This is a genomic window from Tenacibaculum holothuriorum (genome assembly GCF_002120225.1).
Lineage (GTDB): Bacteria > Bacteroidota > Bacteroidia > Flavobacteriales > Flavobacteriaceae > Polaribacter > Polaribacter holothuriorum.
On record NZ_LAPZ01000002.1, the window covers coordinates 128,078 to 141,874 of the forward strand.

The window sequence follows — 13,797 nt, forward strand, 5'->3', positions numbered from 1 at the left end:
GTTTTAAAACTCATTAACGTTTTTGTCGTCTTGGTAAAACATCAGGATTTTTTATAGGATCTACATCTCCTCCTTTTAAAGATTTGTCTATTTCTTCGATATAATCTAAGCTATCATCACCAAAAAACAACAACTCTGGCATTCTTCTTAACTGATTACGTGTTCGTTGTGCTAATTCGTGACGAATTAAAGGAGTATTTGATTTTACACCTTCTATTATTTCTTCTCTTTTTTCTGACGGAAAAACACTTAAATATACTTTAGCAACACCTAAATCGGCAGTTACCGATACTTTAGATACTGATATAATTATCCCCTTCATTCCATCTTGTGCAGCACGTTGTAAAACATCAACTAAATCTTGTTGCAATACTCCTGCAATCTTTCTTTGTCTATTCGTTTCTTCCATGCTGCAAATTTAGCAATTATTTTATTGCTAAGCATAGGAATCTAAGGTAACTATCTTGTTCTTTATTGCATACATTACCAAGCCTACTCTATTTCGAACATCGAGCTTTGTAAATAAGCTATCTCGATATCCATCAATTGTTTTAGGACTTAGAAACATTTTCTCTGCAATCTCCTTATAAGTAAGCTCAGAACACGCTAATCGCATAAATTTCAACTCATTATCTTTGAAATGAATATTGTTTCTTCCGTTTTTTCCGGAAACTGAATCTAGCAACAATGTAGTTACATCTCTTGTGTGATAGAAACCATTTTCAATCATTTCTAATAAAGCTTGTTCTAAAACTTCTTTTTTGGTATCTTTTAATAGATAGCCACCAGCTCCTGCTTTGAGCATTTTTAAAATGGTTCCGTCTGCATCTTCTACAGACAGTGCCATAACATGTACATTCGGATAGTTTTCAACAATCCATTCGGTAGTTTCAATACCATTCATTACAGGCATATTTACATCTACCAAAACAATATCTGGGATATTCCTTGGAGAAGCTTTAAACTTCTCTGCAACTTCTTTACCGTTTTTACAGGTATATAAAACTTTAAATTTGTTAAAGGTATTTACCATACCTTCAATGGCTTGAGACAATAAAGTGTGATCATCTACAACAACAACTGAATACTTCATCTTCGTAGGTTTTGGTTAGGTTATTTGTTGTAGGGGTGCGTAAAAGGGCTATTTTAGATTTTAAAAATAATAATTTATTGTTAAAGTTGTACCTTTTTCTGGAAAAGATTTTAGTTCTGCTTCTGCATTAATCAATTTTGCTCTTGTTTTAATATTCTGCAAACCAATACCTTTCAACAGTACTTTTTTCATTTCGAACCCTACTCCATTATCTTGAGCAGTGATTTTCAAACTATCTTCTAAATAATGTAAAGACACGCATAAATTATGGGCTCTTGAGTGCTTAATTGTATTGGAAAAAAATTCTTGAAGAATTCTAAAAATTATAATTCCATGTTTTTGATTTATCTCTTGTTCTTTTCCTTTAATCTCTAAAGATGCTTCAATATAATTAAGCCTATTAAATCGTTCTATTTCCAATTCTAACGCTTCTTTTAACTTAATCTGCTTAATAAACTCCGGATTTATTAATTTAGATAATGCTCTAATTTCTGTAAGACTTTTGGTAATTGTATGAGATATTTCATCGATATTTTCTGGAGAAGCATGTTGGAGTTGAATTTTAGCTAAAGTTAGGAGTTGCCCAATATTGTCGTGCAACTCCCAACTAATATTTCTGAGTGTTTCTTCTCTAATTTCTATTTGTGTTTCTGCAAGCTCTCTTTCATATCTTTTTTTTGCAATGGCTCGCTCTAGTAGTAATTTATTTTTCCTTCGTTGAAACACAACAAAAAGTAATATTAGGAAAGTAATTACTAATATTAAAACTAGAGTGGTTATGATTAGTATTCTGCCTTCTTGTTGCTCCATATTAAACCAAAAGAAATGATAATATTCATCAATATTATTAATGACTCTAATATTGGCACTAAAGACCTGTCTTTCATAAAATTCCAAAAGCTAAAAAAAGGAATTGATGGTAAATAAAAAACAATGAATCCCACTGACACCCAAAATGGCAATAACTTTTTAAAATTTATTAATTTATCTGAAAGCAATAATTCTCTCAGATATAAAAAAATTAAAATCCCAACATTAAAAGCACCTATAACCATTGTAGTAAATAAATACTTTTTATTAAAAAAAGTCAATACCCAAAACACTAAAAAAAACATTAAAATGACATATGATACTGTAAGATATTTTTTCTCTTTGATAATCCCTCTATACAATATTAGGATTAAAGAAAACTCTACAAGTGTATAACCATGATATAATGAAAAGTTATACTGTTTATGAACACTAAAATAAGTTCCTAAACACTCCACCAAAAAAGTAATACATAGTAGTACTGCCAATGCCTTTCCAAAAAAAGAATTTCTTTTAAAAAACCATAGTGCTAGAAACGCAGAAGCAAACTGAAAATACAAAAAGAGTGGAATATCAGACAAATCGATCATAATTTAATATTAAAATGGAGGTGCCAAACTACCTCTATTTCCTGCTCCACTTAATTCTTCTTGCACAGAATAAATACCAAACCCAGCTTCATTTTTAATTACTCTTTTTACTGTGTAATTATAATCATTTCTTTTATTATTTTCAAAATCTTCTTTAGTATTGTAAATCCATTTATACCCATTTTTAGCTAACATTTCTTTAAATGTTACTAGTTTACCTTGTTGGACAGATTGAACTGGATCAAATGGAATTTGTTTTCCATCAATTGTGGTAGTAGGAATATAAATTAAATCTTGATAACTCTTTCCTGTTCCACTATAGTTATCTTTTGCTGCGGAAATAAAACTGATACCAGTAATTGGAATTTTTGCTTTTTCACTCAAGCTTTCAATTCTTCCTAAGTATTTTTTAAATTGTTCGAAATTGTAATTATTAATTCGAGTGTCTTCATACCCCAATGCTTTCTTAAGAGGAGCAATTCTCGTTGTATCATAATTCTTTAACATATTCACTATTTCAGAATAGTTCAACATCTCATCTGTTCTCCCTACATCAGAATAACAATATGTCCCTTCTGGAATTTGAGATTGCCAATCTTCATCTTCACATTTGCACTTTTTGTTTCCACAAGAAACTAATAAAGTAACACTTAAAATAATGGTAAATAATTGTAGTAGATTAGTTTTTTTCATAACCAAGTAAGTTTAGTTTTAGTTTCATTAAATATAGACTCTTATTTTTTAAGATAAAAACACACAAAACCAAACAACCCTAAAAATCAAACATTTACCTTACATTAACTTTAAAAAAACAGGAAAAACACCCTTTTTACAAAAGGAGATTATCAATCTGTCAAAAGAGAAAACCTTATTTAAGTTTTTCAAAAACAAATATTCCTATCATATTTTTCTATTTTTACTTTATGAATAAAATAGAACACATAGGTATTGCTGTAAAAGATTTAGATAAATCGAACCAACTTTTTGCTTCTTTGTTTGGAGAAACTCATTATAAAATAGAGGAAGTTGCTAGTGAAGGTGTAAAAACATCGTTCTTTAAAACCGGCCCAAATAAAATAGAGTTACTAGAAGCGACTAAGCCGGATAGCCCAATTGCAAAATTTATTGAAAAGAAAGGAGAAGGAATTCACCATATTGCTTTTGCTGTAGAGGATATTTACAGTGAAATTAAACGTCTAAAAGAAGAAGGTTTTACCGTTTTAAATGAAACTCCTAAAGAAGGTGCCGATAATAAACTAGTAGCTTTTTTACATCCAAAAACAACAAACAGTGTATTAATTGAACTTTGCCAAGAGAAACCTAAGAATTAACAAAATTACTAGATTTCAATATTTGAAAACCTAGTAATTTTAGAGCTTTAAATCCTCAATAATTACTCAGAGAATAAAATCAAAAATTACTATCTTGCAAAGCTGAAAAAACACCTCGAAAAATGACAACATCTTCTTACGATTCTTTCCAAAAAAGGCGCTTACAGTCTTCGTATGTTTCGGTAGTAGTTAGTATTTCATTAGTACTTTTTATGATTGGTGTTTTAGGTTTAGTTTTATTAAAATCTACTAGAGTTGCCAATCACTTCAAAGAAAAAGTGGTAATGACACTGTTTTTAAAAGATGACGTTACCAAAAAGCAAGTTACCGATTTACAAAAACATATTCAAAAACAAGGTTTTACTAAACGAATAACTTACGTAACAAAAGAGCAAGCAGCCAAAATTTACAAGAGAGATTTAGGAGAAGACTTTTTAAAATTTTTAGGAGACAATCCTTTAAAAAACGGATTAGACATTTATTTAAAAGCCGAATATGTAACTCCAGAAAAAATGACTCAAATTGAAAAAGATTTCAATAAAAATAATTTTGTTGCCGAAGTGAATTACGACAAACCTTTGGTTGAGTTACTTACAAAAAACATTCAACGAATGAGCTTTTGGTTACTGGTTTTAAGCGGATTTTTCGGCTTAGTTGCTATTATATTAATTAACAGTTCAATTCGACTATCCATCTATTCAAAAAGGTTTAACATTAAAACAATGCAAATGGTAGGTGCTACCAAGAGTTTTATTAGAAAACCTTTTATATGGCAAAGTATAAAACTAGGTTTATTAGGAGCAGTAATTGCTATGATATGCTTAGGATTTTTAATTTATTATGTTGATAAATACATTCCAACACTAGCGCTTTTAAAAGATTATATTACTTTAGGATATGTTGCTGGAGGAATTATTTTTGTCGCTTTCTTTATTACTTGGATTAGTACATTTTTTGCAACACAACGATTCTTGAATTTACAAACCAACGATTTGTATTATTAACATGGAAAAAGACAACAAAAAAACAGAAAATACTAGTTTCTTATTCGGAAAAAGAAACTACATAATTATGCTAATTGGATTGGCGGTAATTGCTTTAGGATTTATTCTTATGGCTGGTGGCGGTAGTGACGACCCAAATGTTTTTAACCCAGAAATTTATAGTTGGCGACGTATTCGTTTAGCGCCAACACTAGTAATTATTGGTTTAGGAATTGAAATTTATGCTATTTTAGCCAACCCAAAAAAATAAGCATGGATATTTTTGAAGCTATCATCCTTGGAATTATTCAAGGACTTACCGAATTTTTACCTGTTTCATCTAGTGGTCATTTAGAATTAGCCAAAGCTATTTTAGGAGACAATTCTGTACCAGAAGAAAGTTTAACATTTACAGTTGTTTTACATTTTGCAACTGCATTAAGTACTTTGGTAATTTTCAGAAAAGAAGTTACCGAAATATTCAAAGGACTCTTTCAATTCAAATGGAACGAAGAAACTCAATTCTCTTTAAAAATTATTCTCTCAATGATTCCTGCTGTAATTATCGGATTATTGTTTGAAGAGCAGTTAGAATCGTTTTTTGGAGGAAAAATTCTTTTCGTTGGTGCAATGTTATTAGTTACAGCCTTGTTACTTCTTTTAGCAGACAGAGCAAAAAACACCGATAAAAGTGTATCATTCAGTAGTGCTTTAATCGTTGGTATTTCTCAAGCAATTGCTATGTTACCAGGAATTTCAAGATCGGGTGCTACGATATCGACCTCAGTATTACTAGGAATTGATCGCACTAAAGCAGCTCGTTTTTCTTTTTTAATGGTAGTTCCATTAATTTTTGGTAAAATAGCCAAAGACCTTTTAAGTGGAGATCTTAACTTTCATTCTTCAGAAATCGTTCCTATTTCAGCAGGATTTATTGCCGCTTTCGTTTCTGGTCTTTTAGCTTGCACTTGGATGATTGCTCTTGTAAAGAAAAGTAAACTATCATATTTTTCTATTTACTGTGCGGTAGTGGGTATAATTGCCATTGCTTTTTCTTTAATAAACTAACTTACTTTTCTTTTAAACTTTGATATTGATGACTGCGGAAGATTATAAAAACGGACAAGTACTATTGATTGACAAACCTTTAGAATGGACATCTTTCCAAGTAGTAAATAAGCTTCGTTGGCATATTAGAAAGCGCTTTGATATTAAAAAAATTAAAGTTGGGCATGCAGGAACTTTAGACCCGTTAGCTACAGGTTTATTAATTATTTGTACAGGAAAACAAACTAAAAGTATAGAAACATATCAAGGTCAAATTAAAGAATATACGGGTGAATTCACCTTGGGTTCAACCACACCTAGTTACGATTTAGAAACTGAAATTAACGAAACGTTTCCTACCGATCATATTACTCCAGAATTGATTAATGAAACATTAACTCAATTTATTGGAGAAATAGATCAAAAACCACCTATTTTTTCTGCAATAAAGAAAGACGGAAAGCGATTATATGAATTAGCTCGTCAAGGAAAAACTACCGAAATCAAGTCGAGAAAAGTAACTGTTTCAGAATTTGAAATCACAAAAATCAATGGCAACAAATTTGAGTTTAGAGTAGTTTGCAGCAAAGGAACTTACATTCGTTCACTAGCCAACGACTTTGGAAAAGCCTTAAACTCTGGTGCTCACTTAAGTGTTTTACGCAGAACTAAAATTGGCGATTTTTCGGTTGAAAACGCAGTTAGTATTGATGGATTTATAGAATCTTTAAAAGAAGATTAAATTACTTCTTCACAAACTTAAAAGCCTTATGTTTTTTAACTTTTAAAAAGAAAATTCCTTTAGATAAATCCTCAATATTTATTTGTTCTTGAGTTATTTTTCCTGATAAAACTTGTTTTCCTAAAACAGACACTATAGTAAATTCTTCTCCAATTAATTCTGTAGGTACTTTAATTAATTTAGAAGTTGGATTTGGATATACTTTTAAACTCTTTAAAGAAACATTATCTACCCCTAAAGTAGTTACTTCAAAAGTTTCTGAAGAAATTCTTTGCCCGTTCTTTTCCATTTCTACTCTATACTTTCCTACCTCGGTAACTTTATATGTTTTTTGATTTGCACCAGAAATAGAGGTTTGATTTGCTGCATTTATCCATTGATAAGAATCCGCATCTATCTTAGCAGAAAGTTCATCTCCTGTATTTTCTACCGATGTATCATTAGTAGTTTGCGCTATGGTAACATTACTCTTTTGCACTAAGCATCCATTTTGATCTTGTGCAGAAACTGTATAATCTCCAGGAGCTAAATCAGAAAAAACATTGGTCGAAATATATTGCGTTCCTGTTAAATTATACACATAAGGTGGTACACCTCCAGTAACATTCATTATAATGACTCCACTTGATACTGTACCAGAATCTATTACCTCAACTGTCATATTTAAAGCAGCTGGCTCTACTATAGTTACAGTATTTGAATCGGTTTGAGTATTATTACTATCTATTACTCTAACATAAAATTCACCTGCACATAACCCACTAAAAGTATTAGATGTAGCTGTAGCTACCGACACATTAGAAGCATTGAACAATTCATAATTATAATTTCCAGAACCTCCTGAAGCATTTACCGTTATTAGTCCGTCACAAGTTCCATTACAAGTCACGTTACTAGCTGTAATTGTAACAGTAAGGTTTTGAGCTATTAATTGTGTAGATAGAATTATAAAAAGTAAAATGAATACTTTTCTCATAGCGTAAAATATTTAATATAATTTAAATTATAAGAATCTATTGTACCAACTTTCGGTAATTGGTACTTCCCAATAGTTTTCTAATTCTTCTTTAGTTTGAATTAGATTATCGAAAACAACCGTTTTAGCTGACACCGATTTATTCTTTAGCAATTTCTTAAACTCTTTTAACTCTTTGTATTGAACATGTTCTCCTTGCTTAAAACATACATTCATTTTGTCTAACAATTCAATATCGTATTCTTGCTGTAGTTGTAAAACAAAAGCTACTTTTTTGTCAATATCAGCATTTACAATTTCTGAATTTTCTTCAACAGCAAAGACAACAAACCTGTTATATAACAACGAAAAAGAAGCTAAAAAACCTTCGTCTTCTAACTTCCATGTGTTAATAAACTCTTCTATTTTTTGTTGTAAACCTTCTATTTCTTGCGGATAGAATTTTCTACTCGAAGGATATACCCAAACTTTGGCTTGACTCGATAAATCTTTAAATGCTGTAAACATGCCGCAAATATAAGCACATGAATCTTAGCTTATTGAAAACTTTTTACTTTTTTAAAATAGCCACAATATCTTCTTGTACATTTACTCCTTTGTCTTTGTTATACCAAACTTGTAAATCTTTTTTGAAGTCAGCATCTAAGCTTCCATTAGCTTCTTTGTAGTCTTTCACCATCTTAGTTGCAACAGTAGGTCTTGGTCCCCAAGTATCAACAACATTTGTCTCTTCATCGAGAATAATTACTTTAGGAATAGATCTACCTCCGTTGGTTAAAAACTCATCCATAAGTGGTAAGTTTTCATCTCTTAAAACTAATTTTAAAGAAATATTTTTATTGATTTCAGCTATTTTATTTAAAACAGGAATGTTCTGAGCTGCATCACCACACCAACCTTCTGTTAATACTAAAAATGTTTGTGGTGTATCTACACTCTCTACAAAAGATTTGGTTTCTTCAGATAATTTAATCGTCTTGTCCAAACGCTTCATACGCTTGTCATTTAATTTACTATAATTAAGTAAAGCATCTGATTGGTTTGGTCCTGTAGATTTTCCTTCAGCTAGTAAATTACTTACCAACTCTCTATATTCTGTATAATTAATTGCTTTTGTTAACGACTTATTGATAAGCTCTTTCATTTACCTTATATTTTTAAGAGTCATAAAAACTTATGACATTTTACAACATATTGCAAAAGTATATCGAATACTTAATTTAATATGTAACACGAGTTACATTAAACTTTTGCAAAAGTATAGTCGTAAAAAAAGCGTGTACTTACACGCTTAATTCTTTAGATATTTTTGTTCTTAAATTGGTTAACATTTCGGTTGTCATGCTTTCTAAATCAAACTCGTGTTGCCATTTCCAATCATCTCTTGCTGCGGTATCATCAATAATTTGAGGCCAGCTATCGGCAATATCTTGTCTAAAATCTGGATTGTATGAAATAGTAAATTCTGGAATGTGCTTTTGAATTTCAGCAGTAATTTCTTCTGGAGTAAAACTTATTGCTGCTAAATTATAAGAAGTTCTTACTTTAATACTTTCTTCTGGTGCTTGCATTAGTTGAATTGTTGCATTTACAGCATCGTTCATATACATCATTGGCAAACGAGTTTTAGCACTTAAAAAACATTCGTACGTTCCTTTTTGTAATGCGTCAATATAAATGTCTACCGCATAATCTGTAGTTCCTCCTCCTGGTAAAGTTTTCCAACTAATAATTCCTGGGTAACGAATACTTCTTACATCTACTCCATATTTTGCATGGTAATAATTACACCAATGCTCTCCAGATATTTTACTAATACCATAAACCGTAGAAGGTTCCATAACCGTTTGTTGTGGTGTATTAATTTTTGGAGAAGTAGGTCCGAAAGCAGCCATAGAACTTGGCCAATATATTTTTTGAATATGTTTTTCTCTTGCTAGTTCTAAAACAGCTAATAAAGAAGTCATATTTAAGTCCCAGGCTTTTTGAGGATGCTTTTCTGCTGTTGCAGATAACATTGCCGCCATTAAATATACCTGAGTAACCTCATACTTTTTTATAACAGCTAAAATCCCTTCTTTATCGGTTGCATCTAAAATTTCAAACGGACCTTCATTTAACATCTCTTCTGAGCCTTTTCTAATATCTGAAGCTATTACATTATTACCTCCATATACGGTTCTTAACTTTTGTGTTAATTCTGTACCTATTTGCCCACAAGCTCCTATTATTAAAATCGTGTCACTCATTTTTAAAATGTCAAAAAATTATATTTACAAAAGTATTAAATTTCATTTTTCGTAAAAATGTTTTATCAAAATTTAACTATACATAATTATCACACTTCAATCCATTGAAAATTAAGGTTTAACTTTTTATTAAAAACTTACGAATTAAAAAGTGTAATTTTACCCCGTTAATTTTTACAGTATGTTAAAGCATTTTTTAGGATATATTTTACTTGTTCTGTTATTGATTTCTTGTGGTGACAACAATGATAAAAAGAAAGAGACTGTAGTTGCAGATAGATCTGACATGAATGTTACTAAACAATATACTGTACCTTCTAAACTTTCTTCTATTTCTGAAAAGGAAATGAAAAAATGGAAAGAATATCATCAATTGGTTGACTTTATAAAAAGATATGAAAAAATTTCTCCTAGCAAAGCTTTAAGTAATGTTTTAGAACTTAAAGACATTACCAAAAAGTTTAAAGACACCATTAGAGTTAACGATTTAAAAACTAGAGCTTTTAGAGCTCGACTAAACGTATTTAACAATGAAGTTTTACGTTTAGCAGACATGAGTTATATCGGAGTTATTTCTGCAAAACAAATTAACGAACAAGTTGCTAAAGTAAATTTAATTTATAGTAGTATTAATGACAAGGTAAATGCCGTTTATGCTAAAAAAGAATTTGATAAAACTATAAATCTTGATAACTTTTTTCAGTTAGATTCCACCAAACCTAGAAAGAGAAAAACTGTAAATCCATCTGCTTTAAAAGATACCAAACAGTTACAGAAAGACTCTAAACTTGAACTAAAAGAAATGAATATCCCTTAATTTTTAAGTTTAGACAACTTAAAAATTTCATCTACAAGTGCTTTAAGTTCTTTTGGCGGATTTCCATCATCAAAAGTACAAGATGTATATACATCGTTATTTTTCTTTACTTGTATCTCTGCGTGTAAAGCACCATCTGTATTTCTTTTATTACTTGGAGCCTGTAAATCTTTCATAGTAACCAGATTCACCTCCTTTAACATACTTAACAAATACTGTTTTTGTTTATCAGTTAATCTGATCTCTTTCTTCTTTGAATTTACAGATGTATAAATCACATTATCTTTTACTAGAATTTCTTTACTACTCCCTCTTGTGTGCGCTTTATAAACAATTTCTTTTATCGATGATACTTGTTGTTGAGCCGAACAGCTACTAAACACCGTAGTAAAAATCAATATGATTATAGTTAAATATTTTCTCATAATACTAAAATAAAAAGGCGTTAAAGAAATACCTTAACGCCTAAATATACTTATAAAATTTGATTTTAGTTAATCATTGAAGCTCTAGCACCTCCTGTTTGGAAGATAGCTCTCATTCTTGTTTTCTGACCTTCAGAGAACATAGACATACAAGCATCGTTAGTATAATCCATATAGTTCATAGTCATATCATTTGAACGACAGTTAACTGTTGGGTAAGAAGGACATCCATAGTTTGGAGCATCTGAAGAAGGAGTGTCTGCTACGAAATCGTCTTGACGACATCTTCCGTCTCCCCAAATATGACGTAAGTTTAAGTAGTGACCTACCTCATGAGTCATAGTACGACCTCCGTTAAATGGAGCCTCTACATAACCAGTTGTTCCAAAATATTGTGGAGCACACACAACACCATCAGTAGATAAAGCACCTCCTGGGAATTGAGCATATCCTAAAATTCCTCCTCCAATATTAGCTACCCAAATATTTAAGTGAGTTTGTGGAGTTACTGGAGGATACGCTTGCTTTACAGCGTTATTAGTTCCCCATTCTGCTCTTGAATTAGAATGCCTAAATGTTCCTGCTAAAGTGAATGTAATTTCAGAATCAGCTGCTCTACCAGCAAATTCAGATGGAGTATTACTTGCATCAGAATTTTGTTTTCTAAAATCATCGTTTAAAACTTTCATTTGAGAAGCAATTTGAGCATCGCTAATATTTTGTTGAGAATTACTATACACAACGTGAACATATACAGGAATATTAATAACTCCTAAATTATCGGTAGTTCCACCACCGTTATCTCCACCGTCGCCACCATTGTTTCCTCCATTTCCATTTCCTTTTCCTTTTTTTGCTGCAAATTGACGAGTAGCATATTCAATATCATACATTTTCTTATATAAACCAGGATTGTCTTTTAATTGCTGATTTAATACTCTCATAGATTGGCATTTTTCACCAGCTCCACCTCTTGAATGATCTTCGTCTGTATGAACATAAAAGTCACTCATATCAATCGTTTCTTGAGCTGCTAAGGCATCATCTTTTGAATTCTGCTGACAACCAATTAGCATTGAAGCAGCTACTGCTAGTGTTAGTAAAGATTTTTTCATTGTTAAAAAATTAAATTTTGTAAAATAATTATTTTGTAGAAAAACCATTTTGTAAACAATATCGTAATAAAACTACTTTAAAAATAGTAATACAACAATAACGGAAGGGTTTTTTTAACGATTTCAAATATTTGCTTTTTATTTTTAAACACCAAATATTTTTAAACACCCTAGTCATTCAATAGGAAAGCCTCTAAAAATCACTACGGAATTAATATTAGTACAAAAGAACAAAATGTTAAAGTTTTAACACAACACCCAAAAAAACATCAAATAATTATCCGTTTCACATAAAAATTAAACATTATTTAAGTTTTTGTTAATTTTAAAACAACAAAAATCTCAACCATATAATGATTGAGATTTTTATTTATAATTAAGTTTATTTTGTAATTAACTCAACATCATTTGAGCTTTCGTAACTGCAGCTACTAATAAATCAACTTCTTCTTTAGTATTATAAAAAGAGAAAGACGCTCGTACTGTACCGGGTATTTTATAATAATCCATTATAGGTTGTGCGCAATGATGTCCTGTTCTTACTGCTACACCTAACTTATCTAAAATTGCTCCAACATCGTAAGGATGTATTCCTTCTAAATTAAAAGAAATAACCGATGTTTTATTAGAAGTTCCATAAATTCTTAATCCGTCAACTTTTTGTAACTCTTCAGTTGCATAAGCTAGCAATTCGTTCTCTTGCATCGCAATTGCATTGAAACCAATGTTATTCATATAATCTATAGCAACACCAAAAGCTATACCTCCGCAAATATTTGGTGTACCAGCTTCAAACTTATGTGGTAAACCTGCATAAGTAGTTTGTTCAAAAGTTACGGTTTCTATCATTTCTCCTCCTCCTTGATATGGTGGCAACAGCTTCAACAATTCTTCTTTACCATACAACATTCCAACACCAGTAGGACCACACATTTTATGAGCAGACGCTACATAAAAATCTACATCTAACTCTTGTACATCTGGTTTTATATGTGGACAAGACTGCGCTCCATCAATTAAAACATAAGCACCGAATTTATGAGCTGCATGAATAATTTCTTCAATAGGATTTATAGTTCCTAAAGCATTTGAAACATGATTACAGAAAACCAATTTAGTTTTTCCGTTTAGTAGCTCATGGTAAATATCCATTCGTAAACTTCCGTCTTCATCCATCGGAATTACACGTAAAACTGCTCCTGTCTTTTCACATAACATTTGCCAAGGCACAATATTAGAGTGATGTTCTAAAGCAGAAACAATTACCTCATCTCCTTCATTTAACAAAGCAGAAAAACCAGACGCCACAATATTAATACTGTGCGTTGTTCCTGAAGTTAAAATGATTTCGTATGATTTCTTTGCATTAAAATGTTTTTGAATTTTAATACGTGCTTCTTCATATTTATCAGTCGCTTCTTGACTTAATGTATGCACACCTCTATGAATATTTGCATTGTAGTTCGAGTAATAATCTACAATTGCATCAATAACTATTTGAGGAGTTTGAGAAGTTGCTCCATTATCTAAATACACTAATTGCTTTCCGTGAACTTTTCTGTTTAAAATCGGAAAATCAGCACGAATTTTATCTATAGAAAACATATAAATATTCAAAA

At 30.8% G+C, this 13,797-nt stretch carries 18 protein-coding genes; 6 read left to right on the forward strand and 12 right to left on the reverse strand.

Features of this window, described 5'->3' with window-relative positions:
* Window positions 1-13: 13 nt before the first annotated feature.
* The 5 genes from rbfA to WH52_RS03405 are packed head-to-tail and all read right to left on the reverse strand — an operon-like array spanning window position 14 to window position 3,186.
* Complete coding sequence (rbfA, locus tag WH52_RS03385; RefSeq protein ID WP_086029530.1) at window positions 14-409, reverse strand: 30S ribosome-binding factor RbfA; 396 nt, start codon at window positions 407-409, stop codon at window positions 14-16.
* 27 nt (window positions 410-436) lie between these two features.
* Window positions 437-1,093, reverse strand: a complete 657-nt coding sequence (locus tag WH52_RS03390) for a response regulator transcription factor (protein ID WP_086029531.1) — start codon at window positions 1,091-1,093, stop codon at window positions 437-439.
* Window positions 1,094-1,153: 60 nt separating this feature from the next.
* The gene (locus WH52_RS03395; RefSeq protein WP_086029532.1) at window positions 1,154-1,903 is read right to left on the reverse strand and encodes a sensor histidine kinase; all 750 of its coding nucleotides are present in this window, start codon (window positions 1,901-1,903) and stop codon (window positions 1,154-1,156) included.
* Window positions 1,876-2,493 carry a hypothetical protein gene (locus WH52_RS03400; RefSeq protein WP_086029533.1) on the reverse strand — a complete coding sequence of 206 codons (618 nt, stop codon included), beginning with the start codon at window positions 2,491-2,493 and terminating at the stop codon, window positions 1,876-1,878. Before WH52_RS03400 ends, WH52_RS03395 begins: the two co-directional genes overlap by 28 nt.
* Window positions 2,494-2,502: 9 nt before the next feature.
* Complete coding sequence (locus tag WH52_RS03405) at window positions 2,503-3,186, reverse strand: hypothetical protein (RefSeq protein WP_086029534.1); 684 nt, start codon at window positions 3,184-3,186, stop codon at window positions 2,503-2,505.
* Between the two features lie 230 nt (window positions 3,187-3,416).
* Between WH52_RS03405 and mce the strand changes: the two genes are divergently transcribed.
* The 5 genes from mce to truB all read left to right on the forward strand — a co-directional run bounded on the left by mce (window position 3,417) and on the right by truB (window position 6,596).
* Entirely contained in the window at window positions 3,417-3,824 is a 408-nt protein-coding gene (gene mce, locus WH52_RS03410) for a methylmalonyl-CoA epimerase (RefSeq protein ID WP_086029535.1), read from the forward strand.
* 122 nt (window positions 3,825-3,946) lie between these two features.
* Window positions 3,947-4,828 (forward strand): cell division protein FtsX, encoded by an 882-nt coding sequence (locus WH52_RS03415; protein WP_086029536.1) that lies wholly within the window; start codon window positions 3,947-3,949, stop codon window positions 4,826-4,828.
* Between the two features lies 1 nt (window position 4,829).
* Window positions 4,830-5,078: a DUF3098 domain-containing protein gene (locus WH52_RS03420; RefSeq protein ID WP_086029537.1), complete on the forward strand. Its 249-nt coding sequence runs from the start codon at window positions 4,830-4,832 to the stop codon at window positions 5,076-5,078.
* A 2-nt stretch (window positions 5,079-5,080) separates the two neighbouring features.
* Complete coding sequence (locus WH52_RS03425) at window positions 5,081-5,875, forward strand: undecaprenyl-diphosphate phosphatase (protein WP_086029538.1); 795 nt, start codon at window positions 5,081-5,083, stop codon at window positions 5,873-5,875.
* Between the two features lie 28 nt (window positions 5,876-5,903).
* A complete protein-coding gene (gene truB / locus WH52_RS03430) occupies window positions 5,904-6,596 on the forward strand; it encodes a tRNA pseudouridine(55) synthase TruB (RefSeq protein ID WP_086029539.1) in 693 nt (230 codons plus the stop codon).
* Between the two features lies 1 nt (window position 6,597).
* On the opposite strand, the gene WH52_RS03435 is transcribed toward truB, so the two are convergent.
* From WH52_RS03435 to WH52_RS03450, 4 genes are all read right to left on the reverse strand, one after another.
* On the reverse strand, window positions 6,598-7,572 hold the full coding sequence (locus tag WH52_RS03435) for a SprB repeat-containing protein (RefSeq protein WP_086029540.1): 975 nt from the start codon (window positions 7,570-7,572) through the stop codon (window positions 6,598-6,600).
* A gap of 27 nt (window positions 7,573-7,599) precedes the next feature.
* A complete protein-coding gene (locus WH52_RS03440; RefSeq protein ID WP_086029541.1) occupies window positions 7,600-8,079 on the reverse strand; it encodes an ABC transporter ATPase in 480 nt (159 codons plus the stop codon).
* A gap of 43 nt (window positions 8,080-8,122) precedes the next feature.
* Window positions 8,123-8,716, reverse strand: coding sequence for a thioredoxin family protein (locus WH52_RS03445; RefSeq protein WP_086029542.1), 594 nt, complete (start codon window positions 8,714-8,716; stop codon window positions 8,123-8,125).
* A gap of 139 nt (window positions 8,717-8,855) precedes the next feature.
* Entirely contained in the window at window positions 8,856-9,821 is a 966-nt protein-coding gene (locus WH52_RS03450) for an NAD-dependent epimerase/dehydratase family protein (RefSeq protein ID WP_086029543.1), read from the reverse strand.
* 181 nt (window positions 9,822-10,002) lie between these two features.
* On the opposite strand from WH52_RS03450, the gene WH52_RS03455 reads away from it, so the two are divergent.
* Window positions 10,003-10,638, forward strand: a complete 636-nt coding sequence (locus tag WH52_RS03455; RefSeq protein WP_086029544.1) for a hypothetical protein — start codon at window positions 10,003-10,005, stop codon at window positions 10,636-10,638.
* Here WH52_RS03455 and WH52_RS03460 read toward each other — a convergent pair.
* From WH52_RS03460 to WH52_RS03470, 3 genes are all read right to left on the reverse strand, one after another.
* Window positions 10,635-11,063, reverse strand: a complete 429-nt coding sequence (locus WH52_RS03460) for a hypothetical protein (RefSeq protein WP_086029545.1) — start codon at window positions 11,061-11,063, stop codon at window positions 10,635-10,637. The two genes, WH52_RS03455 and WH52_RS03460, sit on opposite strands and share 4 nt — an antisense overlap.
* 65 nt (window positions 11,064-11,128) lie before the next feature.
* The gene (locus tag WH52_RS03465) at window positions 11,129-12,178 is read right to left on the reverse strand and encodes a zinc metalloprotease (protein WP_086029880.1); all 1,050 of its coding nucleotides are present in this window, start codon (window positions 12,176-12,178) and stop codon (window positions 11,129-11,131) included.
* A gap of 393 nt (window positions 12,179-12,571) precedes the next feature.
* Window positions 12,572-13,783, reverse strand: a complete 1,212-nt coding sequence (locus WH52_RS03470; protein WP_086029546.1) for an aminotransferase class V-fold PLP-dependent enzyme — start codon at window positions 13,781-13,783, stop codon at window positions 12,572-12,574.
* Window positions 13,784-13,797: the final 14 nt, after the last annotated feature.

What these genes read in the sequence shown, in the direction of transcription:
- rbfA (WP_086029530.1), bottom strand. Translation starts at nt 409, where the DNA reads ATGGAAGAAACGAATAGACAAAGAAAGATTGCAGGAGTATTGCAACAA.
- WH52_RS03435 (WP_086029540.1), bottom strand. Translation starts at nt 7,572, where the DNA reads ATGAGAAAAGTATTCATTTTACTTTTTATAATTCTATCTACACAATTA.
- WH52_RS03400 (WP_086029533.1), bottom strand. Translation starts at nt 2,493, where the DNA reads ATGATCGATTTGTCTGATATTCCACTCTTTTTGTATTTTCAGTTTGCT.
- WH52_RS03405 (WP_086029534.1), bottom strand. Translation starts at nt 3,186, where the DNA reads ATGAAAAAAACTAATCTACTACAATTATTTACCATTATTTTAAGTGTT.
- WH52_RS03445 (WP_086029542.1), bottom strand. Translation starts at nt 8,716, where the DNA reads ATGAAAGAGCTTATCAATAAGTCGTTAACAAAAGCAATTAATTATACA.
- WH52_RS03420 (WP_086029537.1), top strand. Translation starts at nt 4,830, where the DNA reads ATGGAAAAAGACAACAAAAAAACAGAAAATACTAGTTTCTTATTCGGA.
- WH52_RS03425 (WP_086029538.1), top strand. Translation starts at nt 5,081, where the DNA reads ATGGATATTTTTGAAGCTATCATCCTTGGAATTATTCAAGGACTTACC.
- WH52_RS03470 (WP_086029546.1), bottom strand. Translation starts at nt 13,783, where the DNA reads ATGTTTTCTATAGATAAAATTCGTGCTGATTTTCCGATTTTAAACAGA.
- WH52_RS03465 (WP_086029880.1), bottom strand. Translation starts at nt 12,178, where the DNA reads ATGAAAAAATCTTTACTAACACTAGCAGTAGCTGCTTCAATGCTAATT.
- WH52_RS03460 (WP_086029545.1), bottom strand. Translation starts at nt 11,063, where the DNA reads ATGAGAAAATATTTAACTATAATCATATTGATTTTTACTACGGTGTTT.
- WH52_RS03415 (WP_086029536.1), top strand. Translation starts at nt 3,947, where the DNA reads ATGACAACATCTTCTTACGATTCTTTCCAAAAAAGGCGCTTACAGTCT.
- WH52_RS03440 (WP_086029541.1), bottom strand. Translation starts at nt 8,079, where the DNA reads ATGTTTACAGCATTTAAAGATTTATCGAGTCAAGCCAAAGTTTGGGTA.
- WH52_RS03395 (WP_086029532.1), bottom strand. Translation starts at nt 1,903, where the DNA reads ATGGAGCAACAAGAAGGCAGAATACTAATCATAACCACTCTAGTTTTA.
- mce (WP_086029535.1), top strand. Translation starts at nt 3,417, where the DNA reads ATGAATAAAATAGAACACATAGGTATTGCTGTAAAAGATTTAGATAAA.
- WH52_RS03455 (WP_086029544.1), top strand. Translation starts at nt 10,003, where the DNA reads ATGTTAAAGCATTTTTTAGGATATATTTTACTTGTTCTGTTATTGATT.
- WH52_RS03390 (WP_086029531.1), bottom strand. Translation starts at nt 1,093, where the DNA reads ATGAAGTATTCAGTTGTTGTTGTAGATGATCACACTTTATTGTCTCAA.
- WH52_RS03450 (WP_086029543.1), bottom strand. Translation starts at nt 9,821, where the DNA reads ATGAGTGACACGATTTTAATAATAGGAGCTTGTGGGCAAATAGGTACA.
- truB (WP_086029539.1), top strand. Translation starts at nt 5,904, where the DNA reads ATGACTGCGGAAGATTATAAAAACGGACAAGTACTATTGATTGACAAA.